The following is a 23,432-nucleotide window of genomic DNA, read 5'->3' on the forward strand; positions in this document are numbered from 1 at the left end:
TAGCATTATATATAATGAAACCGCTGGATTATCCCGGCGGTTTTTTTCATCATCAGAAAAGTTGCGTGGGGTTGCGCATAACAAAAAGGTTAATGACAAGTCCCGGTGATTGCGATGTATTATGTCTTTGACTGAGCTGAAAGAAGGGAATGAAAATGCGACAGCCGTACCGGATAGAGAGTCTTACCTTGAAAGGTGTGGGGGTATTTGAACACACACATATTAATTTTCCGCAGATTGCCAATGAAATGAGGGATGCGAAAAAGGCCGAGATTCATATCTTTACAGGGCCGAATGGTTGCGGGAAAAGCACGGTTTTATACGCGCTAGCCAGTACTCTAAACCCGCAACCAGGAGGCGACGCATTAGTTAGAAAACGCTACCACGGAAACAATAGCTACGTACAGTTTTCTTTTTCAGGGGAAAAGGGAATTATTGGAGTTCAAGAGCCATTACAACCTGATACTCTTCCTGCTATCTGGAGCACAGAATCGTACTATTACGCCGTAGAAAATTCGAATTCAAGTAAGATTTACCACAATAGACCGTATTTAAATATTAATGAGCAATGGAATTCTTCGTCTTTCAATTTTGCTGCTTTTGCTTATTCAGGGGTTCGAGAACAAATAACTAGTTTTGACATAGGTGCCATTCAGGAAATTAAAACATCGCCGTTTGAAAACTCATTGTCTTTTTCAAATACAGTAAGACCAAAACTTCTGGCACAATGGATAGCAAATAGTATTACACAGGCTGTATTGGCTCGTGATGAAGGTAACGAAGTTGAGGCAAAGGAATATGATAGAGCGCTAACTCAGATTTCAGCATTTATTAAAAATGTCTGTGGTATTGAAACAAAATTTAGGTTGAAAAGAAAACCTCTGGCTGTCGCTATTAGCGTCGAAGGGCAGGATATTGCTTTTGATACTCTGCCTGAAGGGTTAAAGTCTATGATTACATGGATTGTTGATCTGGCGTTACGATTGGAATCAATCCCGTGGAAAGACAGTTGCGAAATTTTCGCACAACCGATCATCCTTTTTCTCGATGAAGTGGATATTCACTTGCACCCTAAATGGCAGCGGAGAATATTACCAGCAATACAAAAACTTCTTCCGAATGCTCAAATTTTTGTTTCTACTCATTCTCCATTTGTTGTGGGTTCGGTTGAGGATGCTTATGTGTATCGCCTACCTGAACCGCATCGTAATGAGTGTCGAGATGCATCCATTGCTGAGAACATTAAAGCTATTGATTCGAAAGCGGGAAAAAGTTATCAATTGATACTTTCCGATGTATTTGGAATTGACGAAGAGTTTGATGTGGAAACTGAAGAACAGCTTGCTGAATTCAAGTCTTTGATACATCAACATTTGCTCACCGAACAATATGGTGAGGCTATTAATGGACTTGCCAAAAAATTGAGTGATAAAGGTGAGGAGCTTTCTGAAATTGTCAGCCTTGAGCTTCGCCAGATGCAGCGTTTGATGAGCAAAAAACAAGGATAATGTGATGTATGCTTTTCAAAGGACTCCATGTCCTGATTATCTTAACGAGTGTTGGGAAGTGTTGGGTCTGCGCTATGTGGAAGCAAAGAATCGAAATCCTGGTTATAAGTTCCGTTGGTATACAGCATTTCGATATGATGAAACTAGGCGGTTGCTTAATGAAATGACGCAAGGTCATTGTGCTTTTTGTGATGGTGGTGATTTAGGTGCTATCAGCCGAGAAACTATAGAACACTTCAGACCGAAAAGCCATCCAGAATTCAGGCGGCTGGCTTTTCAATGGCAAAACCTTTATCCATGTTGCGATCAATGTCAGACTCAAAAATTAGAAAATTTTGATATTAACCTACTTGTTGCAGATGAATTTGGTTACCGGTTTGAAGATTTCTTCATCGCAGATTATGCCAATGGCGAGATCCGACCAAACCCGCTTGCCAGTGAACATAATCAGCAACGCGCGCAATGTACTATTGATTTTTACGGACTTAATACATCACTTAGGGCACGTTGCCGTAAAAAGGAATTAAAGCGGTTTCGGCAGCGAAATCCGGAAGAAGATTTTCTGAACGACTTTAGTTATCGCTATTTCCTTATGGATGCCTGAAACAGGCATCCAGGTATGATATTTAAGCCAGCTGCTTCCTGCTAATCAACGGCCCGCCAATCTTCTTCATCGAACGATCCAGCACTTCCTCAATCACCGACGACAGCTCGTTCAGCTCAAACTTCGCCACGTACCCATCCGCCTTCACCTTGCGAATATGATCTTCGTTGGCGTTGCCGGAAAGGGAGGAGTGGATCACTACCGGAATATCCTTCAGAACCGGGTCGGTTTTGATTTTGCGCGTCAGCGTAAATCCGTCCATCTCCGGCATTTCGAGGTCGGTCAGCACCAGAGCGATCTTATCGGTGATCGGCACGCCCTCAGCCTGCGCCTGCGCGGCCAGCACGCCAATTTTTTCCCACGCGTCTTTGCCGGTGATGTGCAGCTGCGCTGGGATCTCCATCGCCTGCAGACCTTTCTCCAGCATCGAACGTGCCACTTTGGAATCTTCCGCCACAATCGCGACTGCGCCCGGCTTGATGTTGAACTTGGTGGTTTTCAGATTGGTGGCGTGCAGATCGTGGTTGGCTGGGGTGATGTCATAGAGGATCTGCTCAACGTCCAGTACCATCGCCAGATCGTTGGTATCCGTTTTCTCATCCAGGCAGGCAATGCTGGTGATATAGCGGCCGCTGACGGCTGTTTCCGCCGCGTGCACCTGCTTCCAGTCCAGACGCATGATGTTTTCAACCGACTCCACGGCAAAGGCCTGCACGCTGCGGGCATATTCGGTGATAAGCAGGATGTTCAGCCCGGTGGTAGGCTTACAGCCCGCCACGGCGGCCAGATCGATCACCGGGATCACCTGATCGCGAATATTCACCATCCCCATCAGCGGTGATTTCATCCCGGCGGGTTTTGTGAATTCCGGCATCGGCACAATTTCACGCAGCTTAAAGACGTTAATGCCAAACAGCTCGGATTTATTTTCGTTCAGAGAGGTGCCAAGACGGAACAGCAACAGTTCAAAACGGTTCGACAGGGTCAGATTCGCCCTGTCATCAATATCTTTCTGGAAATTATCCATTCTACCCTCGAGAGAAATGCTGACCTTTTAATCGTTATCGGCATTCTGAGAGAAAAATGAAGGGCTAAACGCTGACCTTAGCGAAATCTTCGGCCAGCTCGCACGCCGGGAACACCGCCAGGCACTCTGCCAGCAGGCTTGCACACCCCCGCGCGTCGTAGCGGGAACTAACGTGAGTGACGATCAGCCTCCCGACGCCTGCGTCGCGGGCAAGCTGCGCCGCCTGACGCGTGGAGCTATGGCCGCGGCCGTTGGCTTTCTCTTCCATCGCTGTTTCCAGCGTGGCTTCGTGCACCATCACGTCAACGCCCTGGGCAAGCTGAAGGGTGGCAGGGCACGGCGCCGTGTCGCCAAAGATAGCCAGCTTCTTGCCCGGCTCGGGCGCGGCGAGATAATCCTGGCCGTCGATCGTGCGCCCGTCCTCCAGCGTAACGCTCTCGCCCTGTTTGAGTCGCTGGAACAGCGGTCCGGGTTTTACGCCAGCGGCCATCAGCGCGGCGGCGTCCAGCGCGCCGGGTTTGTCATGCGCTTCAATGCGATAGCCATAGCACTCAACGGGATGATTCAGCGGCTGAGCGCTCACCTTATAATCACCGTCATCGAAAACCAGTCCTTCGCTAATCTCAACGATCTCCAGCGGATAATCCGTCCATGATCCGCTCAGGCGCAGCGCGGTTTCAACAAATTCACGCACACCCGCAGGACCGTAAATCGTCAGCGGATTGGCGTTGCCGGCCATGGAGCGGCTGCACAGCAGGCCCGGCAGGCCAAACAGATGGTCGCCGTGCAGGTGAGTAATAAAAATTTTATCCAGCTTGCCGGGGTGATACGCGGTGTGCAGCAGCTGATGCTGCGTCCCTTCACCGCAGTCAAACAGCCACAGCCCGCCGCGGGTGGGATGCTTAAGATCCAGCAGAATTGCCGTCACGTTTCGTGAGCGGGTTGGCACGCCAGCGGACGTACCCAGAAAAATCAGTTCCATAACGCAATCAGCCCTTTGCCGAACGGGGAGGAGTTTAGTATAACGTGATGAACCCCAGGAAGGAGAAAGAGATGATCCAGTGGCAAGATTTACATCATAGTGAGCTCACCGTTCATTCGCTCTACGCGCTGCTTAAACTGCGCTGCGAAGTGTTTGTGGTTGAACAGACGTGCCCGTATCAGGACATCGACGGCGATGACCTCGTTGGCGAAAACCGCCATATCCTCGGCTGGAAGGATAACGAGCTGGTGGCGTATGCGAGGATTCTGAAAAGCGAGGACGATGTCGAGCCCGTGGTGATAGGCCGCGTCATTATCAGCGGTAACGCTCGGGGTGAGAAACTGGGCTATCAGCTGATGGAAAAAACGCTGGAGTCATGCCAGAAACAGTGGCCGGACAAGGCGTTATACCTGGGCGCGCAGGCGCACCTGCAATCCTTCTATGGTCATTTCGGTTTTATGCCGGTCACCGACATCTACGACGAAGACGGTATTCCGCACATCGGCATGGCGCGGGAAGCGAAACAGGCGTAATGGCGCGTCGTTGTCTATAGTTAGCGGACTGGTGTACTAACATGGAGAAAAATATGTCATTTCAATCCTGGGATACCCGTATCGACGACGACCTGACCTTACTGAGCGAAACGCTGGAAGAGGTGTTACGTTCCTCGGGCGACCCTGCCGACCAGAAGTATATCGAGCTGAAAGCCCGTGCCGAGCAGGCGCTCCACGACGTTAAAAACCGCGTCAGCCATGCGTCTGATACTTACTACTACCGCGCCAAAAAAGCGGTTTATCGTGCCGATGATTACGTCCATGAAAAACCGTGGCAGGGCATTGGGGTGGGCGCAGCCGTAGGGCTGGTGCTGGGTCTGCTGCTGGCCCGTCGTTAAGCCGTTTAACCACTCCCTATACGTGGGTACTGATATTTCTTATGGTACCCCGTATAATATGAGGTTTTAACAGGGAGAGGTTCGCGTGAATTCGATTTTCCTCGCGCTGGAACAATTGCGTAGCCATCTTTCGCAAGCGTTACCTGCCACATCCGGCCTGCGTCATTTCGACGTCTCTTTCCCGTTAAACGATGCCTTCGATCCCCTCGCCTGGCTGGGCGAGCAGCAGTGCTATCCCCAGTTTTACTGGCAACAGCGTAACGGCGATGAAGAGCTGGCCGCGCTGGGAGCGGTGGTCCAATTCTCCTCTCTGGCGTTAGCCTCGCAGTTTTTAAGTGCGCAACACGCCCCTGAAGATACCCGTATCTGCGGCCTGAACGCGTTTAACCCGGAGCAGGGCAGCCTCTTTTTACCGCGTCTGCTGTGGCGACGTACCGCTGGCAACGCCACGTTGCGTCTGCAGCTGTGGAGCGACAGCTCGCTTGAGGACGATGCCGACACCGCGCGGGCGTTCTTACAGCAACTGCTTCCCGCCAGACCGATCCGTCCGCTCTCCGTGCAGGTTGAGCGCGAAACCCATCACCCGGAAAAACCGCAATGGCTTAGCCTTATCGGCAAAGCGACAGAGACGATTGCACGCGGTGATTTCGAAAAGGTCGTTCTCGCCCGAGCCACCGACCTGCAGTGTAAACAGCGCGTTAACCCCGTCGCGCTGATGGCCGCCAGCCGCGCCCTGAATTTAAACTGCTATCATTTCTGCATGATATTCGACGCCAGCAACGCGTTTCTCGGCTCCACGCCCGAGCGTCTCTGGCGGCGGCGCGGCAAGCTGCTGCGCACCGAAGCGCTGGCGGGCACCGTCGCCAGCCATACTGACGATAAACAGGCGCAGCGTCTGGGCGAGTGGCTGTTGAATGACGATAAAAACCAGCGCGAAAATATGCTGGTGGTGGAAGATATCTGCCAGCGTCTTCAACACCATACGCAGACGCTGGAGGTGTTGCCGGCTCAGGTCGTCCGCCTGCGCAAAGTGCAGCACTTACGCCGCTGTATCTGGACCGAGCTCAAGCAGGCCGACGATGAGCTGTGCCTGCACGTGCTACAGCCGACGGCGGCGGTTGCCGGGCTTCCGCGACAGCCAGCGCGCGAGTTTATTCAGCACGTTGAACCCTTTAACCGCGAGTGGTACGCCGGTTCGGCCGGGTATTTATCCCCCGAACAAAGCGAATTCTGCGTGGCGCTGCGCTCGGCGCGCGTACAGGAAGACGCTCTGCGGCTTTACGCCGGAGCGGGCATTGTCAGCGGCTCTGACCCGGAGCAGGAGTGGCAGGAGATCGAAAACAAAGCCGCCGGATTGCGCTCTCTGCTCCTAAGGGATTAATACTGATTCGCGCAATCCCGATTCATATCAAAATTCCAATTTTTTCTATTATTTATACTGTGTCGCATTCTTGATACCGGACAATCTCATGTCAGTAAGTTCTTTTAACCGACGCTGGGCGGCGGTGATCCTTGAAGCCCTGACGCGCCATGGCGTCAGGCACGTGTGTATTGCACCGGGTTCTCGCTCAACGCCGCTGACGCTGGCGGCGGCTGAAAACCGGGCGTTTGTTCACCACACCCACTTTGACGAGCGAGGTCTGGGGCATCTCGCGCTCGGGCTGGCGAAGGTCAGCAAAGAACCCGTGGCGGTGATTGTCACTTCCGGTACCGCCGTGGCGAACCTCTATCCGGCCCTGATTGAAGCCGGGTTAACCGGTGAAAAACTGATCCTGCTGACGGCCGACCGTCCGCCTGAGCTAATCGACTGCGGCGCCAACCAGGCCATTCGCCAGCCCGGACTTTTTTCTACGCACCCTTCGCAGACGGTTTCGTTACCGCGTCCCACCCAAGATATTCCTGCAAGCTGGCTGGTCTCCACCGTCGATCACGCCATGGCGACATTGCGCAGCGGGGCGCTGCATATCAACTGCCCGTTTGCCGAGCCGCTGTACGGCGAGCTGGACGATACCGACCTTGACTGGCAGCGGTCGCTCGGCGAATGGTGGCAGAGCGAAAAGCCGTGGCTGCGCGAGCAGACGCATCTTGAGAGCGCGAAACAGCGCGACTGGTTCTTCTGGCGGCAGAAGCGAGGCGTGGTCATCGCCGGGCGCATGAGTGCCGCCGAAGGCAGGCTGGTCGCCGAATGGGCGCAAACCCTCGGCTGGCCGCTGATTGGCGACGTGCTTTCCCAGACCGGCCAGCCGCTGCCGTGCGCCGATCTCTGGCTGGGAAACGCGAAAGCGGTTACTGAGCTTTCGCAGGCGCAGATTGTGGTCCAGATCGGCGCAAGCCTGACCGGAAAACGTCTGCTGCAGTGGCAGGCGACCTGCACGCCGGAAGAGTACTGGGTGGTGGACGCGCTGGAAGGGCGGCTCGACCCGGCGCACCATCGCGGCCGTCGTCTGGTGAGCAAAATTGATAGCTGGCTGGAACTGCACCCGGCGGAAAAACGTCAGCCCTGGGCGGTGGCGATCCCTGAGCTGTCGCGTCAGGCGTGGGAAATCACCAAAGCGCGCTGTGAGACATTCAGCGAGGCCGGGCTGGCGCACCGTATTCGCCAATACCTGCCGGAACAGGGGCAGCTGTTTGTCGGCAACAGCCTGGTCGTACGGCTGATCGATGCCTTTTCGAAGCTGCCGGCGGGCTACCCGGTGTACAGCAACCGCGGTGCCAGCGGCATCGACGGGCTGATCTCGACGGCGGCGGGGGTGCAGCGCGCCAGCGCGAAATCGACGCTGGCGATCGTGGGCGATCTCTCCGCGCTCTACGATCTCAACGCGCTGGCGCTACTGCGTCAGGCGTCCGCGCCGTTTGTGCTGATTGTGGTCAACAACAACGGCGGGCAGATTTTCTCCCTGTTGCCAACGCCCCAGAGCGAGCGCGAGCGCTTCTACCTGATGCCGCAGAACGTGCAGTTTGAACACGCCGCGGCGATGTTCAGCCTGAAATACCATCGCCCGGAAAGCTGGGAACAGCTGGAAGCGGCGTTAAGCACCGCCTGGAAGCAGCCGGGCGCGACGCTGGTTGAGCTGGTGGTGAACGAGGCCGATGGCGCGCAGACCCTGCAAAGCCTGCTGGCGCAGGTGAGCCAGCTGTGATCCTCTCGGGCGTGCAGCAGGCCGGAAAACCGGGCTATCCCTGGCTGGTCTTTTTGCACGGTTTTTCCGGCGACTGCCGCGAGTGGCAGGCTGTCGGGAAGCAACTCGGCGAGTATTCCCGGCTCTGTCTTGACCTGCCGGGCCACGGTGCGTCCGGGGATATTGCCGTGACGGGGTTCGACGAGATGAGCACGTTACTTACCCGAACTCTGCTTAGTTACAACATACTGAACTACTGGCTGGTGGGGTACTCCCTCGGCGGCCGCATTGCGATGTTTCATGCCTGCCAGCAGCCAAAGGGGCTGCTGGGGGTGATCGTTGAAGGTGGACATCCGGGCCTGCTTGATGAGGATGAGCGTCACGCGCGGTGGACATCCGACCGCCGCTGGGCGACGCGTTTTCGCACCGAACCGCTGGAAAAGGTCTTTACCGACTGGTATCAACAGCCGGTATTTGCTTCCCTCACTGACCACCAGCGCAAGGCGCTTATCGCCCTGCGCAGCCTGAACAACGGCCCGACGCTGGCGAAGATGCTCGAAGCAACGTCGCTGGCCGTGCAGCCCGATTTGCGTGCCGCGATTAGCGTATGCAATTTCCCTTTTGACTATATCTACGGTGAACGTGACCAGAAGTTCGCGGCCCTGGCCGCTGAACTGGACGCCGTTCGCCATGCGATTCCAAACGCCGGACACAACGCCCACCGGGAAAACCCCGACGCGGTTGCCGCGAGTCTGGCTCAGATACTGCGTCTTCGAATAAAGGACACTCTATGATCTATCCTGATGAACACATGCTTTATGCGCCGGTTGAATGGCAGGACTGCTCCGAAGGCTACACCGACATTCGTTACCACAAATCCGCCGACGGCATTGCCAAAATCACCATCAACCGTCCGCAGGTGCGTAACGCCTTCCGTCCGCTGACCGTCAAAGAGATGATTCAGGCCCTGGCGGATGCGCGCTACGACGACAATATCGGCGTGATCGTGCTGACCGGTGAAGGCGAGAAGGCCTTCTGCTCCGGTGGCGATCAGAAGGTGCGCGGTGACTACGGCGGATACCAGGATGATGCGGGCACGCACCACCTGAACGTCCTCGATTTCCAGCGCCAGATCCGCACCTGCCCGAAACCGGTTGTCGCGATGGTGGCGGGCTACTCCATCGGCGGCGGCCACGTGCTGCACATGATGTGCGACCTGACCATCGCTGCTGAAAACGCCATCTTCGGCCAGACCGGCCCGAAAGTGGGCTCCTTCGACGGCGGCTGGGGTGCCTCTTACATGGCGCGCATCGTCGGGCAGAAAAAAGCCCGCGAAATCTGGTTCCTGTGCCGCCAGTACAACGCACAGGAAGCGCTGGATATGGGCCTGGTGAATACCGTGGTGCCGCTTGCCGATCTCGAAAAAGAGACCGTGCGCTGGTGCCGCGAGATGCTGCAAAACAGCCCGATGGCGCTGCGCTGCCTGAAAGCGGCACTTAATGCCGACTGTGACGGTCAGGCGGGTCTGCAGGAGCTGGCGGGCAACGCCACCATGCTGTTCTACATGACCGAAGAGGGTCAGGAAGGGCGCAACGCGTTTAACGAAAAACGCCAGCCGGACTTCAGCAAATACAAACGGAACCCGTAATGCGTCGCGCGCAGGTTTACCGCTGGCAGATACCGATGGACGCGGGCGTGGTGCTGCGTGAACGGCGGTTAAAAACCCGTGACGGCTTCTTCGTGCATTTGCAGCAGGGCGAGCAGGAAGGCTGGGGCGAGATTTCGCCTCTGCCGGGCTTTAGCCTGGAGTCGCTGGATGAGGCGCAGTCTGCATTGCTGACGTGGGTAAAGGCGTGGCGTGAGGGCGCAAACCCGGCATTACCGGACGCGCGTTCCGCCGCCTTTGGCATCAGCTGCGCGCTGGCGGAGCTGGACGGTAGCCTGCCGGAAGAGGCTAATTATCGCGCGGCACCGCTCTGCACGGGCGATCCGGACGAGCTGTTCGCGCTGCTCGCCGCCATGCCGGGCGAGAAAGTGGCGAAAATCAAAGTCGGTCTCTACGAAGCGGTGCGTGACGGCATGGTCGCCAACCTGCTGCTGGAAGCGATCCCCGATCTGCACCTGCGTCTGGATGCCAACCGCGCGTGGACGCCGCTTAAGGCGCTGCAGTTCGCGAAGTACGTTAACCCGGCGTACCGCAGCCGCATTGCCTTCCTCGAAGAACCGTGCAAAACCCGCGATGATTCGCGCGCCTTTGCCCGCGAAACGGGGATCGCCATCGCCTGGGATGAAAGCCTGCGCGAGGACGATTTTGAATTTGTCGCCGAGCCCGGCGTCAGCGCGGTGGTGATTAAGCCGACGCTAACCGGCAGCCTGGCGAAGGTGCGCGAGCAGGTCTCGGCGGCGCACGCGCTGGGGCTGACGGCGGTGATCAGCTCGTCGATAGAGTCCAGTCTGGGGCTGACCCAGCTGGCGCGCATTGCCGCCTGGTTAACGCCGGAGACGGTTCCCGGCCTCGACACGCTGAACCTGATGCAGGCTCAGCTTCTCCGCGAGTGGCCTGCCAGCACGCTGCCGTGCCTCGACGCAGAGGCGCTGGAGCCGTTGCTATGAGTTTTACCGACTGGCCCTGGCGTCACTGGCGCGCGCTTTTTGCCGATAAACCGGCCCTGAGGCTGAATGATGAAGCGCTCACCTGGCAGCAGTTGTGCGCGCGCGTCGACCGCCTTGCGGCAGGGTTTCACCAGCAGGGCGTGGCGGAGGGCGACGGCGTACTGCTGCTGGCCTATAACCACCCGCAAACGCTGCTGGCATGGCTGGCGCTGCTTCAGTGCGGGGCACGTATTCTTCCCGTTAATCCGCAGCTGCCGCGCCCGCTGCTCGACGTGCTGATCCCGCAGATGACGCTGCGCTTTGCGCTGGTGCTGGACGGCAGCTACGACGGCCTTCATGGCCTGAGCATGTGCGAGCCAGCGGATGCGTACTGCGCTGCGTGGCAGCCGTCGCGGCTGGCCACCATGACGCTCACCTCCGGCTCCACCGGGCTGCCGAAGGCGGCGGTGCATACCTGCGCCGCCCATCTTGCCAGCGCCCGCGGCGTGCTGTCGCTGATGCCCTACGGGGATAATGACGACTGGCTGCTTTCGCTGCCGCTGTTTCACGTTTCCGGCCAGGGGATTTTATGGCGCTGGCTGCAGGCCGGTGCGCGCTTAACCGTGCGGGAGAAGCAGCCGCTGGAGCAGGCGCTACGCGGCTGCACCCACGCCTCGCTGGTGCCGACCCAGCTCTGGCGTCTCCTGAATAGCGAAAGCCACATCGCACTGAAAGCGGTGCTGCTCGGCGGGGCGGCCATTCCCGTGACGCTGACGCAAAAGGCCCGGGAACAGGGCGTTCGAACGTACTGCGGCTACGGCCTCACCGAGTTTGCCTCTACCGTCTGCGCAAAAGAGGCTGACGGCGATCCGGACGTGGGCCGTGCGCTGCCGGGCAGAGAGGTGCAGGTCGTTAACGGTGAAGTCTGGATCAAAGCACAGAGCATGGCTTCCGGCTACTGGCGGGACGGCGCGCTGATACCGCTGACCAACGCGCAGGGCTGGTTTGCCACTCGCGATCGTGGGGAATGGCATGGCGACCGTCTGACGATTTTAGGCCGCATGGACAATCTCTTTTTCAGCGGTGGAGAGGGGATCCAGCCGGAATCGCTGGAGCGCGTTATCGCCGCGCATCCGCAGATTAACCAGGTGTTTATCGTCCCGCTGGATGACGCCGAGTTTGGGCAGCGTCCGGTGGCGGTGGTGGAGTGCGAGCCGGGAACGGATATCACCCGTTTCCCGACCTGGGTACAGGGTAGGCTGGCGCGCTTTGAGCAGCCCGTTCACTGGCTGGTGCTGCCGGCTGAGCTAAAAAATGGCGGGATTAAGATCTCCCGCCAGGCGTTAAAGCAGTGGGTCAATGCCCAGCTGTCCGTATAGTTAGCCGATATCCGGCTCCGGTTTGCGCTGGCGACGACGCAGCAGGCGCAACACCGGCGGCACCACAATCACCATGACCGCGAGCGCTAACAGAACCTTCGCGACGCTGCTGTCCCACAGTATCGACACATTACCGTTGCTGATGGACAGGGCGCGGCGCAGGTTCTGCTCCAGCATCTCACCCAGCACAAAGCCCAAAATCAGCGGAGACATTGGGAAGTGCATTTTTCGCAAGATGTAGCCGAACACGCCGAGGACCACCATCAGCACGAGGTCAAACGTGGTGCTGTGCACCGCGTAAACCCCCACCGCAGAGACGGCGGCAATGGCGGGTACCAGGAACCATAGCGGAATCGTCAGCATGCGGGTGAACAACCCAATCAGCGGGATATTCATCACCAGCAGCATGACGTTAGCGATCAGCAGCGCGGCAATCAGCCCCCAGACAATATCAGGCTGCTCGGTAAACATCGCCGGGCCGGGCGTAATGTTATAGAGCGTCAGCGCGCCCATCATCACCGCCGTGGTGCCGGATCCCGGCACGCCCAGGGTCAGCATCGGGATAAACGAGCCGCAGGCCGAGGCGTTATTGGCCGCCTCAGGCGCGGCGACGCCGCGAATATCGCCTTTACCAAAGCTGTCGCTATTGCCGCTGAGCTTCTTCTCGGTCATGTAGGTGATGGCGCTGGCGATAGTGGCCCCGGCGCCCGGCAGGATGCCGACGAAGAAGCCAATCACCGACGAGCGCAGCGTGGCGCCGATGCACTGCGCGCCCTCTTTAGCGCTAAAGAGCATCCGGCCGGTTTTGCGCACCAGCGTCTGCCCGCTGCTGGTATGCTCCAGCATCAGTAAGATCTCAGAGACAGAGAACAGGCCGATCACGACGACAATGAACTGCACGCCATCGGACAGGTGAACGCTGTCGAAGGTAAAGCGATAGACCCCGGTGTTGGCATCCACGCCGACGGTGGCTAACCCTAAGCCAATCAGCGCGGATAAAAACGACTTCAGCGGATTTTGCGCCATCATGCTGCCGAGGCAGGCAATGGCGAACACCATCAGGGCAAAATATTCTGCCGGACCAAACGCCAGCGACCACTGGGCCAGCGCAGGAGCGAACAGAATAATGCCGCCAATGGCAATCAGTGAGCCAAAGAATGAACTGACCGCAGAGATGGAGAGCGCCACGCCGCCGCGTCCCTGCCGCGCCATTGGGTAGCCGTCCAGCGCGGTCATGATCGCCGCCGCATCCCCCGGCACGTTAAGCAGGATCGACGAAATGCGTCCGCCATATTCACAGCCGATGTAGACCGTTGCCAGCAGGATCAGCGCCGATTCCGCAGGCAGATGCAGGGCAAACGCCAGCGGGAGTAAAATCGCCACGCCGTTGATCGGCCCAAGGCCCGGCAGCAGGCCGACAATCGTGCCCACGAAACAGCCGATCAGGGCGATCACCAGGTTTTCCGGGGTCATCGCCACGGCGAACCCCTGCGAGAGGTAAATCCAGGTATCCATAGCGTGCTCCGTTAATTAAGCCAGGCGCCGAGCGGTAACGTCACGTCCAGCAGGCGGTCAAAGGCGTACCACAGTAAAATCCCCATCACCACGCCAGAGATCCCCGCCGCGGGGAGGGTGGCGTTAAACAGCATGCCGATGACCATCGTCAGAATGGCGGTCGCCACCGGGAAGCCGAGCCACTCAAAGCCCCAGGCATACATCAGCAGGACAATCACCATCACCAGCAGACGCTGCAGAATGCGACGCGGCGGCCACTCGACGGTATCCGGGCGGCGAAGCAGCAGCGCCACCGAGCAGAGCAGCATCAGGCCGACGATGCCCATCGGGAAGGGGCGGGGTCCCACGGGTTCATAGCTGTATTCGCTGTGGATCTGCCAGGCGACAAACATCCCGCCAACGCAGAGCAGCAGCCATATCCCGGCAAAAATACGATCGCTCATAGCGCCTCCGGTTATTTCGCCAGGCCAAAGGCTTTCGCCTGTTCGCGGTAGTCATTCACCTGTTTTTTGACGTACTCATCCAGTGGCTTACCGGTCAGGTTGAACTCAAACAGTCCGCGCAGATCGCGCTGTTTCTTAAATTCTTCCGTCTGCTGGAGTTTGTTGAACGCGTCGACCCACCACTGGTACTCGGCGTCGGTCACTTTTGGCCCGACGAAGAAGCCGCGGATGATCGGCCAGACCAGGTTATAACCCTGCTCTTTGGCGGTCGGGACGTTCGCCAGCTGGCCCGGCAGACGGTTTTCCGAGAAGACCGCCAGCACGCGGATTTTATCCCCGCTCAGGTACGGCACCATCTCGCTAAGATCGCCGGAAACGGCCTGAACGTGCTTGCCCATCAGCGCCGTGACCGGTTCGCCGCCGCCCTCAAAGGCCACGTAGCGCATCTTGTGCGGGTCAACCTTCGCCTGCTGGGCGAGAAGGGCCGCTTTCATCCAGTCCTGGCTGCCGATAGACGCCCCTGCGCCAATCACCACGCTGTTCGGATCTTTTTCCATAGCGATCAGCAGATCTTTCAGGGATTTCCACGGGGAATCGGCACGCACGGCAATCATTCCGTAGTCGGTGCCGACGGTCGCCAGCCAGCGCACGTCGTCCACACCGTAGCGGCCAAACTTGCCCTGCGACAGGTTCAGCAGCGAGCCGCCGGAGAAGGCCACTACCGTTCCCGCTTCCGCCGGACGTTGCGCGACAATCGCGTTATAGGCCACCGCGCCCACGCCGCCTGGCATGTAGGTGACGCGCATCGGTTTCTCAATGGCCTTCGTCTCCAGCAGGCTGACCTGAATAAGCTTGCAGGTGAGATCGAAACCGCCGCCCGGTTTGGCCGGGGCGATACATTCGGTACGGGACGGAGCGTCCTGGGCCTGAACGACAGAGGTACTCAACAGCAATACGCTTGCAGCAAGGGTAGAAAGTAATTGTTTTTTCATCGTTTATCCTCACGCCGGGGGTACGGGTCTTTTTTTCTGATTATGTGAACCACCTTGTAGCGGTTCCGTTGCGTGATTGTTAAAACAATAACCTTTCATTTCCCTTTCAACGGGACACCAACTTTACAGGATGTGACATGCGTCTCTTACTCGCAGAAGATAATCGTGAGCTGGCTCACTGGCTGGAGAAAGCGCTGGTGCAGGAAGGCTTTGCCGTGGACTGCGTCTCCGACGGACGTGCCGCCGACCATCTGCTGCAGGGTGAAAACTACGCGGTCGCTATTCTGGACATCGGCATGCCCGGTTTTGACGGCCTGGAAGTGGTCCACCGCCTCAGAAAACGGGGGCAGACGCTGCCGGTGCTGTTTCTTACCGCCCGCAGCAACGTGGCGGATCGGGTGAAGGGACTGAACGCCGGGGCAGATGACTATCTGCCAAAACCGTTTGAGCTGGAGGAGCTTGATGCGCGTCTGCGCGCCCTGTTGCGCCGAAGCGAGGGTCGAACGCAGGAGCGCCAGCGCCTTGGGGAGCTGGAGTATGACGACGAGGGCTTTTTCCTGCTGCGCGATGAACCGCTTTCCCTGACGCCGCGGGAGCTCTCCCTGATGAAAGTGCTGATGCACCGCCGGACCCGTCCGGTTTCACGACAGCAGCTTTTCGACCAGGTGTTCAGCCTGAACGACGACGTCAGCCCTGAAAGCATCGATCTCTATATTCACCGGCTGCGTAAGAAGCTGACCGGCAGCGGCGTGCGGATAACCACCCTTCGGGGGCTTGGGTACGTGCTGGAGTGCGGCGATGAGGTGGGTTAAGCCGCAGTCGCTCTATCTGCAGCTGCTGCTTTTCCTGGGCCTGCCGCTGCTGCTGCTGTGGGGATTGTCGGCCTTTAACAGCTACGTTAGCGCGCTGCAGGCGGCCACGCAGGCCTACGATCGCACGCTGTTATCCTCTGCCCGCACCATCTCCGAGCGGCTGGAGGTGCGCAACAGCAGGTTGGCGGTCGACGTGCCCTGGGTGGTGCTCGACAGCTTTGAGCTCAACATGAACGACCGGCTCTACTATAAGGTGGTCGACCCCGACGGACGGGTGATCTCCGGCTATGACGATCTGCCGAAGATGCCGCCTGCGACGTCGCGCACCACGCTCTATCCGGCGCTGGCCTGGTTTTACCACACCGAATATCGCGGCCAGGCGATTCGGGTGGCGCGCCTGCTGCAGCCCGTAAATGAAGATAATGTTTTTGGCATGGCGGAGATTTACGTCGCCGAGACGCTCCAGTCCCGCCGCTATCTCGCCAGCCAGTTGCTCTTTTCATCCTGGGTTTCACAGGGGCTGCTGGTGCTGCTGACGCTGGTGCTGACCGCATGGCTGCTGCGCCGCGTGCTGCGCCCAATGCGCCAGCTTTCGTCACTGATGGTGCGGCGCGAGCCGGGCCTGCTCGCACCGCTGCCGGAGCTGCTGCCCTGGTCGGAGACCCGGCTGCTGATAGTCGCCTTTAACCGCTATATCGACCGGCTGCGCGGCGTGCTTTCGCGTCAGGAACGCTTTAACGCGGATGCGTCGCACCAGCTCAAAACGCCGCTGGCGGTGCTTAAAACCCAGGTCTCCGTCGCCCTCGCGCGTCAGGATCCCGCCCTGTGGCAGGAGAGCCTGCGGGCAATGAATGTCACGCTGGACGACACTATCGTGCTCACCGAGCGGCTGCTGCAGCTTTCAGCGGTGAAGGGAAAAGAGCAGGGGGATCGTCATTTTACGCCTGTGGATCTGGTTCAGGTGGTGCAGAACTGCTGCTTTTCCCGGCTGGCGCAGGCGCGGAGCAAGGCGATCGATTTGGGATATGACGGTGTACAGCAGCCGGTCACGATCGAAGGCGATGACGTTCTGCTGGGCGAGCTGTGCGCCAACCTGCTGGAGAACGCGATTAAATATACGCCTGCAGGCGGGACCGTGACCGTTTTCCTGCGCGTGGATGGCGGCGCCGTTGAGCTGAGCGTTGAGGACAGCGGCCCCGGCATTGAAGAGGATCAGATCTACCAGGCGATGCAGCCTTTCCACCGTCTGGACAACGTCGGGAACGCCGCCGGTTCCGGGATTGGGCTGGCGCTGGCGGGGGATATCGCCCGGCTGCACCGCAGCCATTTGCAGATGACCCGCAGCGAAACGCTGGGTGGCCTTTGCGTCAAAATGCGCTTTCTGCTGCTTACGTAAAAAAGCAGAGGGTTTCAAATCGTTACAATCTTCCTGTCCGCCGCACGCAGAGTGCTTGATCCCCCGGAGACTCAGGTTAAAATCTCGCGGTTTTGGGGACTTCTCTATAATTATGCAGGATCGCGATAATGAAAAAAGTGGCATTACTGGGCCTCGGCCTGATGGTTGTATCTGCGGCGGCTAACGCCATTAGCATTAATGGTTCGGCGGGTCAGGACTATACCCACCTCGGTTTTGGCATGGGTACTGACACCTCCGGTCTGGCAATGACCGGCGGCTGGACGCACAACGATGACGACGGCGATGCTGCAAGCCTCGGCCTCGGTCTGAATATTCCTCTTGGCCCATTCCTGGCCACCGTTGGCGGTAAAGGTATCTACACCAACCCGAACGACGGTGATGAAGGGTACGCAGCGGCAGTGGGCGGCGGCCTGCAGTGGAAAATTGGCGACAGCTTCGGCCTGTTTGGCGAGTACTACTACTCTCCGGATTCCCTCTCCAGCGGCATCGACAGCTATGAAGAAGCCAACGCCGGCGCGCGCTGGACCATCATGCGTCCGATTACCATCGAAGCGGGCTACCGTTATCTGAACCTGGCCGGTAAAGACGGCAACCGCGATAACGCGCTGGCTGACGGCCCGTACGTGGGCGTGAGCGCAGGCTTCTAATCGTTCCGGCGCGGCGTTCCGTCGCGCCAGTTTCTCTCATCTCCACCCCGCGTTTGCGCTATAGTGTTTTGACCAAATAAGCGGGAGAACACAATGATTAACGTGGAGATGTTATCCACCGGCGACGAAGTGCTGCACGGACAGATTATTGATACCAATGCTGCCTGGCTTGCCGATCTTTTCTTTGAGCAAGGATTACCGTTAACGCGCCGCAATACCGTGGGCGACAATCTGGAGTCACTGGTCGCTGTTCTGCGCGAGCGCAGTGAACAGTGCGACGTGCTGATCGTGAACGGCGGGCTCGGCCCCACCGGTGACGATCTTAGCGCGCTGGCCGCCGCGACCGCAAAAGGCGAAGGGCTGGTGCTGCACGAGGCGTGGCTTTCGCAGATGGAACGCTTCTTCTCCGAACGTGGCCGCGTCATGGCCCCCAGCAACCGCAAGCAGGCTGAAATTCCCGCCAGCGCCGAGCTGGTTGATAACCCGGTCGGTACCGCATGCGGGTTTGCCATGCAACTGAATCGCTGCCTGATGTTCTTCACGCCGGGCGTGCCTTCCGAATTTAAGGTAATGGTCGAGCAGCAGATCCTGCCGCGCCTTCGCCAGCGTTTTACTCTGCCTGAACCTCCGCTGTGCCTGCGCCTGACCACCTTTGGCCGCTCGGAAAGCGATCTGGCCCAGAGCCTTGACCACCTTCCGCTGCCGCCGGGCGTCTCCATGGGCTATCGCTCCTCTATGCCGATCATTGAACTCAAATTAACAGGACCGGCCGCGCAGAAAGAGGCGATGCTGGCCCTGTGGCCTGAGGTGCAGCGCGTGGCGGGCGAAAGCCTGATTTTTGAAGGGACGGAAGGGTTGCCTGAGCAGATTGCAAAACATCTGCAGACTCGCCAGCTCAGCGTGACCTTAAGCGAGCAGTTCACCGGTGGCCTGCTGGCGCTGCAATTGTCGCGCGTCAACGCGCCGCTGCTCGCCAGCGAAGTGGTGCCGTTTCAGCAGGAGACCCTGGCGCAAACCGCCCGCTGGGCTTCCGAAAGAAGGGTGAAGCATTTTGCCGGTCTGGCGCTGTTTGTCGGCGGGCTGGATGAGGATTACCTCAACTTCGCGCTGGCGACGCCGGAAGGCACCTGGGCGCTGCGGGTAAAAATGAGCATCACCCGCCACAGCCTGGCGGTGCGTCAGGAGGTCTGCGCCATGATGGCGCTGAATATGCTGCGCCGCTGGCTCAACGGCAAAGAGGTCGCCAGCGAGCACGGCTGGATTAACGTTGTCGAGTCGCTGTTCGTTGAGTAACGCCTGTGCCGGGGCCTTTCGCCCCGGCAACGTTCAGCCCAGCGCTTTCGCCAGCAGGGTAATCGGATGTTCGCAGCGCTTGCTGGTGGACATCTCAATCTGCCATTTACAGGTTTCGCAGTCCGTCACCACGATATCCGCGCCGCTCTCTTCAATCTGGCGGAACAGCGGGGCGCCAATTGCCTGTGAGGTTTCGTAGTTTTCACGCTTAAAGCCGTAGGTGCCTGCGATGCCGCAGCAGCGCGAATCCAGCACCGTCAGCTCCAGCCCCGGAATTAACCGCAGCAGCTCCAGCGTATAGAGCGACCAGCCCATTTTCTCCATATGACACGGGGTGTGATAGACCACCTTCAGCGGCAATGTTCCCAGCGGCAACGTCTGCCCGCTGTCCAGCTTGCGCCAGAGGAAGCGCGTCGCCAGCTCGATGTGCTCGCGCAGTCCGGCGTTATCCACGTCCAGCAGGTGCGGATACTCATCGCGCAGGGTGAAGGTGCAGGTGGACGACGTCGCCAGCACCGGCATGCCTTTATCGACAATCGCTTCGCGCAGGGAGGTGACATTGCTTTTGGCCTGCCTGCGCGCTTTATCGGTAAACCCGTTGGCAATCAGCGGCACGCCGCAGCACTTCTCTTTGCTAAGCAGCTGTACGCCTGTTCCCATGGCGTTCAGCACCTTCAGCAGGTCTTTTCCCAGCTGCGGATGGTTGTAGTTCACATAGCAGCCGTGGAAAAAGGCTACCCGATCGTCGTACTGCGCCTGCTGCTCCGCGACGGTTTTATACCAGCGACGGAAGGTGCCGTGAGAATATTTTGGCAGGCTGCGGTGATGGTCTATCTTCAGCGTGGCATCCAGCAGTTGACGCACCGGCTTGAGTGAGGTTGCGGCATTCACCAGCGGGGCAAACGGCGTGGAGACGCTGCCCATCAGATCGGTATGGCTCAGGATCGCATCGCGCAGTGACGGCTTTTGCGTGCTATAGCGCGCCCGGGCGCGCTGGATGATGTCGCCGATTTTCACGTCCGACGGGCAGGCGACCTCGCAGCGCTTGCAGTTGATGCAGTATTTCAGCGCCTCGTCGTAAAGCCTGCCGTCCTTCAGGCGCAGGCGCTCGCCGTCCGGCCCGGCCTGCTTTGGCCCAGGGTAGCGCGGGTTCACGCCGCTGACCGGGCAGACGGTAGTACAGACCGTGCATTTAATGCAGCTTTCGAAACGGGTGTCGTTCATTGTTCAGCCTCCACGCGCTGGATAATCTGCTCGGCTACATACAGCGCCGTGACGGCGCAAACCCCGCCGCCGCATCCCTGGGGGATCGGATCGTATCCGCCCAGCAGCGAGCCGATGGCAAAAAGATTATCGACGGGCATACCGGAAAGCTGCGGATGTAGCCGGTTATCGACAATTACGCCAAACTGCTGCCAGGGCTGCGGCGTGAAGAAATCACACTGATACCAGTCCGTGCGGGAAGCGGTTTGCCGCACATCCAGCCCCATAATCGCTTCCCGGATGCCCTCCCGGCTGCTCAGCAGCCCGTTGCTGAAGAAGCTTCCGCTCGCCAGCACCGTATAGCGGGCGCGAAGCGGAATATCCTCGTGGTTGCGCGTCCAGATTTCGCTCACCGCGCCTTCGGTCAGGGTGATTTTTTTCACCTCGTCACCCGCCATCCACACGCCGCCCTGCGCAACAAACTGGCGCTGAAGCTGGGTGTGCAGACGAATGCCGGGTACGGAAGGGGGAAGCGTCGGCAGTAAACCGAGCGTGCAGGGCAGACGATCCGAGAGCCAGCGCCAGAGCCGGTTGTCGTTTAAACCAAAGCAGGCGGGCATTAACAGGGCATCGCAGGTTTCACCGAGCGGCCTGAGCGCGTCATACAGCAGCGGCCATTTGTCCTCGTTATCCAGAAAACGGGCGATATTCACCGCACGAAACTCGCTCGGGTTATCGCGCAGGATATCCAGCTCGGGCAGCTCTATTTCTGCCGTGTCGGCGTTGATGCCCTGGCGACAGAGCGAGGCCGCCGCGAGATGGGGTTGAAAATCAAGAAAGCCGCTAATACCCACCACCCGCACTCGTCCCGCGCTGACGGGGGCCACGGGAACTTCCTCCGGGCTGAGCCACGCGGAGCGCAGGGTGCCGAGCGGCGTGATGCGCTGGTGATTTTGCCTGGCGCTTCCCTTCAGACGCGCGCCGCAGCCCGCCAGCAGCGCTTCGGCTTCCAGCGCAAAGCGGTCAATATGCTGCGCGCCAACCAGGTGATAGGGGTGCTCCGGCGGCAGCCTGTCGCGGTACGCTTCGTCCACCAGATCCAGCGATCCCGACGAGAAGTGCAGGGCGCTCTGGCCGCGGGTGATAATGGCGCAGCGCAGCCCCTGCTTCGTGAGTTTGATGCCGCAGAGCAAGCCTGCCAGCCCGCCGCCGACGATTACGGTATCAAATTTCATCGTGTTGCTCCTTCTCCAGGCCGCAAAGCCCCTGATAGACCCAGCGGGTAAATTCGCTTTCGCGCAGGGCATCACCCCAGGCGACAGGCTGAATGCCTTTCCAGCGCTCGTTCAGAAACGCGCTGAGCTGATCGAGCGACTGGGTGGCGGTGGTGGTATGAAAACGCTGCAGCAGCCCGGCGGCACGACAGGCGCACAGCTCGCCCTGACAGGTCCCCATTCCGACGCGGGTGCGGCGGCGGAGATCCAACAGGCTGTTGACCGTCAGGTTCTCTACCGCGTACTGCACTTCGCCTGCGGTAACGGCTTCGCACTCGCACACCAGGCTGCGGCTCAGTCGTCCTTCACCGAGCCACTGCGGCGTTCTGTCGCCGTGCCGGTAGATGGCCGAACCGCGCAGCGGCGCGGGCAGGGAGATGATTTTTTGCAGCGTTTTTTCGGTAGACTGGCGCGATCCCGGCAGCGGCTGTTCTGCGGTAACGCACGGTTCGGTATTTCCGAGCTTGCGGCAGACGGCATCGGTCGCCCACTCGGCCATCAGCCGGTAGGTCATCAGCTTGCCGCCGGTAATGGTGATAAACCCGTCCATGCCGTCGCGCTCGGCGTGATCGAGCAGCACGATGCCGCGGCTGACGTTACGTCCGCTCGGATCGTTATCGCTGGCGACAAGGGGACGCACGCCCGCGTAGGCGCGCAGAATACGCGTCTGCGCCATCACCGGCGCCAGCTTTTCCCCTTCGCGCAGCAGAATATCCACTTCTTCGGCGGTGACCCGGTTGACGTCAATGTCGCTGTAGTCAACGTGCGTTGACGTCGTACCGATGAGCGAAATGGTGTCGCCCGGCACCAGAATGTCGGCGTCAGACGGTTTGCGGCAGCGGTTGATGACGTGGTTATTGATGCGGTGGTCAAGGATCAGCAGCGAACCTTTGGCCGGGAACATGCGGATGGATAAATCGGCGTATTCCGCGATGCGCTGGCCCCAGATCCCCGCCGCGTTGACCACCACGGCGGCGTGCAGCTCGCTGTGTTCGTTATATTGCGTATCAAACACCCGCACGCCGCAGATGCGATGACCCTCGCGGATAAGCCCGGTCACTTCATGTCCGGTCAGAATGCGCGCGCCATGCTCGCGGGCATCCAGCATGTTGGCGGCGGTCAGGCGGAACGGATCGACGGTGCCGTCAGGCACCTTCACCGCGCCGATCAGCGTCGGGTTCACCGACGGCTCCAGCCGCCGGGCCAGCGCCGGATCCATGGCCTCTGCCTGAATGCCTGCTGCAGTACAGGCGGTTATAAAGGTTGACTGAAAGGCGAGGTCATCTTCGGGAAGGGTAATAAAGAGGCCGTCGGTCGGCTCTATGCAGTGTCGGGCGATACGCTTGAGGATCTGGTTTTCAGCGATACATTCGCGCGCGGATTCACCGTCGGTGACCGCATACCGCGCGCCGCTGTGCAGCAGGCCGTGGTTACGCCCCGTCGCGCCGGTGGCGATATCGTGGCGCTCCAGAAGCGTGACGCTTAAGCCGCGAAGGGCGCAGTCGCGTGCGATGCCGGCGCCGGTTGCGCCACCGCCAATGATAATCACATCGCTGTAGCGTGGATCGTGAATTGTCATTGCCTTTCCTCTATGTTCGTTTTTTAGCATTTAGCCACATAGATCGTGTGGTTTGTTTGATTTCGAACATAAACGCGCGAAATTCGAAACTGAAACGTGATTTCATGCGCTTTTTTGCGCATTCTGTCATATTTCTGTAACAATTTGTGCGTTG

The 23,432-nt window shown here is 58.8% G+C and carries 22 protein-coding genes; 14 read left to right on the plus strand and 8 right to left on the minus strand.

Annotation, left to right across the window (positions count from 1 at the left end):
• The first annotated feature begins 155 nt into the window (after positions 1-155).
• Entirely contained in the window at positions 156-1,508 is a 1,353-nt protein-coding gene (locus tag INF73_RS12795) for an AAA family ATPase (RefSeq protein ID WP_193541989.1), read from the plus strand.
• Positions 1,509-1,512: 4 nt separating this feature from the next.
• Positions 1,513-2,112, plus strand: coding sequence for a hypothetical protein (locus tag INF73_RS12800; protein WP_193541988.1), 600 nt, complete (start codon positions 1,513-1,515; stop codon positions 2,110-2,112).
• Between the two features lie 22 nt (positions 2,113-2,134).
• Here INF73_RS12800 and INF73_RS12805 read toward each other — a convergent pair whose 3' ends face one another.
• Together INF73_RS12805 and rbn are read right to left on the minus strand one after the other, a co-directional pair.
• Positions 2,135-3,139: a chemotaxis protein gene (locus INF73_RS12805; RefSeq protein ID WP_028013927.1), complete on the minus strand. Its 1,005-nt coding sequence runs from the start codon at positions 3,137-3,139 to the stop codon at positions 2,135-2,137.
• A gap of 64 nt (positions 3,140-3,203) precedes the next feature.
• On the minus strand, positions 3,204-4,121 hold the full coding sequence (gene rbn, locus INF73_RS12810) for a ribonuclease BN (protein ID WP_193541987.1): 918 nt from the start codon (positions 4,119-4,121) through the stop codon (positions 3,204-3,206).
• 71 nt (positions 4,122-4,192) lie between these two features.
• Here rbn and INF73_RS12815 point away from each other — a divergent pair, with 71 nt between their 5' ends.
• The 8 genes from INF73_RS12815 to menE all read left to right on the plus strand — a co-directional run bounded on the left by INF73_RS12815 (position 4,193) and on the right by menE (position 12,103).
• Positions 4,193-4,654, plus strand: coding sequence for a GNAT family N-acetyltransferase (locus INF73_RS12815; RefSeq protein ID WP_045629890.1), 462 nt, complete (start codon positions 4,193-4,195; stop codon positions 4,652-4,654).
• A 53-nt stretch (positions 4,655-4,707) separates the two neighbouring features.
• Positions 4,708-5,013: a stress response protein ElaB gene (gene elaB, locus INF73_RS12820; protein ID WP_028013924.1), complete on the plus strand. Its 306-nt coding sequence runs from the start codon at positions 4,708-4,710 to the stop codon at positions 5,011-5,013.
• Between the two features lie 85 nt (positions 5,014-5,098).
• The gene (menF, locus tag INF73_RS12825; protein ID WP_045259697.1) at positions 5,099-6,394 is read left to right on the plus strand and encodes an isochorismate synthase MenF; all 1,296 of its coding nucleotides are present in this window, start codon (positions 5,099-5,101) and stop codon (positions 6,392-6,394) included.
• An 88-nt stretch (positions 6,395-6,482) separates the two neighbouring features.
• Positions 6,483-8,153, plus strand: coding sequence for a 2-succinyl-5-enolpyruvyl-6-hydroxy-3-cyclohexene-1-carboxylic-acid synthase (gene menD / locus INF73_RS12830; protein WP_193541986.1), 1,671 nt, complete (start codon positions 6,483-6,485; stop codon positions 8,151-8,153).
• Complete coding sequence (menH, locus tag INF73_RS12835; RefSeq protein ID WP_193541985.1) at positions 8,150-8,926, plus strand: 2-succinyl-6-hydroxy-2,4-cyclohexadiene-1-carboxylate synthase; 777 nt, start codon at positions 8,150-8,152, stop codon at positions 8,924-8,926. Before menD ends, menH begins: the two co-directional genes overlap by 4 nt.
• Positions 8,923-9,780 carry a 1,4-dihydroxy-2-naphthoyl-CoA synthase gene (gene menB / locus INF73_RS12840; RefSeq protein WP_045351809.1) on the plus strand — a complete coding sequence of 286 codons (858 nt, stop codon included), beginning with the start codon at positions 8,923-8,925 and terminating at the stop codon, positions 9,778-9,780. Before menH ends, menB begins: the two co-directional genes overlap by 4 nt.
• Positions 9,780-10,745 (plus strand): o-succinylbenzoate synthase, encoded by a 966-nt coding sequence (gene menC, locus INF73_RS12845; protein WP_193541984.1) that lies wholly within the window; start codon positions 9,780-9,782, stop codon positions 10,743-10,745. Before menB ends, menC begins: the two co-directional genes overlap by 1 nt.
• The gene (gene menE / locus INF73_RS12850) at positions 10,742-12,103 is read left to right on the plus strand and encodes an o-succinylbenzoate--CoA ligase (RefSeq protein WP_126300539.1); all 1,362 of its coding nucleotides are present in this window, start codon (positions 10,742-10,744) and stop codon (positions 12,101-12,103) included. Before menC ends, menE begins: the two co-directional genes overlap by 4 nt.
• Here the strand turns inward: menE and INF73_RS12855 are convergent, their stop codons facing one another.
• Genes INF73_RS12855 through INF73_RS12865 form a run of 3 tightly spaced genes read right to left on the minus strand, consistent with a single transcriptional unit; the run spans position 12,104 to position 15,053 of the window.
• Complete coding sequence (locus tag INF73_RS12855; RefSeq protein ID WP_041908947.1) at positions 12,104-13,618, minus strand: tripartite tricarboxylate transporter permease; 1,515 nt, start codon at positions 13,616-13,618, stop codon at positions 12,104-12,106.
• Between the two features lie 11 nt (positions 13,619-13,629).
• Positions 13,630-14,061 carry a tripartite tricarboxylate transporter TctB family protein gene (locus INF73_RS12860; RefSeq protein ID WP_193541981.1) on the minus strand — a complete coding sequence of 144 codons (432 nt, stop codon included), beginning with the start codon at positions 14,059-14,061 and terminating at the stop codon, positions 13,630-13,632.
• 11 nt (positions 14,062-14,072) lie between these two features.
• Positions 14,073-15,053, minus strand: a complete 981-nt coding sequence (locus INF73_RS12865; RefSeq protein ID WP_193541979.1) for a tripartite tricarboxylate transporter substrate binding protein — start codon at positions 15,051-15,053, stop codon at positions 14,073-14,075.
• 137 nt (positions 15,054-15,190) lie between these two features.
• Here INF73_RS12865 and tctD point away from each other — a divergent pair, with 137 nt between their 5' ends.
• The 4 genes from tctD (at position 15,191) to INF73_RS12885 (ending at position 19,222) form a co-directional block, all read left to right on the plus strand.
• Positions 15,191-15,865 (plus strand): transcriptional regulator TctD, encoded by a 675-nt coding sequence (gene tctD / locus INF73_RS12870; protein ID WP_193541977.1) that lies wholly within the window; start codon positions 15,191-15,193, stop codon positions 15,863-15,865.
• Complete coding sequence (locus INF73_RS12875; protein WP_193541974.1) at positions 15,852-17,261, plus strand: sensor histidine kinase; 1,410 nt, start codon at positions 15,852-15,854, stop codon at positions 17,259-17,261. The genes tctD and INF73_RS12875 overlap by 14 nt, the downstream gene beginning before the upstream one ends.
• 128 nt (positions 17,262-17,389) lie before the next feature.
• On the plus strand, positions 17,390-17,929 hold the full coding sequence (locus INF73_RS12880) for a YfaZ family outer membrane protein (RefSeq protein WP_028013913.1): 540 nt from the start codon (positions 17,390-17,392) through the stop codon (positions 17,927-17,929).
• Positions 17,930-18,022: 93 nt separating this feature from the next.
• Entirely contained in the window at positions 18,023-19,222 is a 1,200-nt protein-coding gene (locus INF73_RS12885; RefSeq protein WP_193541971.1) for a nicotinamide mononucleotide deamidase-related protein YfaY, read from the plus strand.
• Positions 19,223-19,255: 33 nt separating this feature from the next.
• Here INF73_RS12885 and glpC read toward each other — a convergent pair whose 3' ends face one another.
• The 3 genes from glpC to glpA are packed head-to-tail and all read right to left on the minus strand — an operon-like array spanning position 19,256 to position 23,278.
• Complete coding sequence (gene glpC / locus INF73_RS12890) at positions 19,256-20,446, minus strand: anaerobic glycerol-3-phosphate dehydrogenase subunit GlpC (RefSeq protein WP_041908957.1); 1,191 nt, start codon at positions 20,444-20,446, stop codon at positions 19,256-19,258.
• Positions 20,443-21,660 (minus strand): glycerol-3-phosphate dehydrogenase subunit GlpB, encoded by a 1,218-nt coding sequence (gene glpB, locus INF73_RS12895; protein WP_126300536.1) that lies wholly within the window; start codon positions 21,658-21,660, stop codon positions 20,443-20,445. Before glpB ends, glpC begins: the two co-directional genes overlap by 4 nt.
• Entirely contained in the window at positions 21,650-23,278 is a 1,629-nt protein-coding gene (gene glpA / locus INF73_RS12900; RefSeq protein ID WP_028013909.1) for an anaerobic glycerol-3-phosphate dehydrogenase subunit A, read from the minus strand. The genes glpB and glpA overlap by 11 nt, the downstream gene beginning before the upstream one ends.
• Positions 23,279-23,432 lie beyond the last annotated feature (154 nt).

The organism is Enterobacter cloacae complex sp. P6RS, from assembly GCF_014982245.1.
Lineage (GTDB): Bacteria > Pseudomonadota > Gammaproteobacteria > Enterobacterales > Enterobacteriaceae > Enterobacter > Enterobacter bugandensis.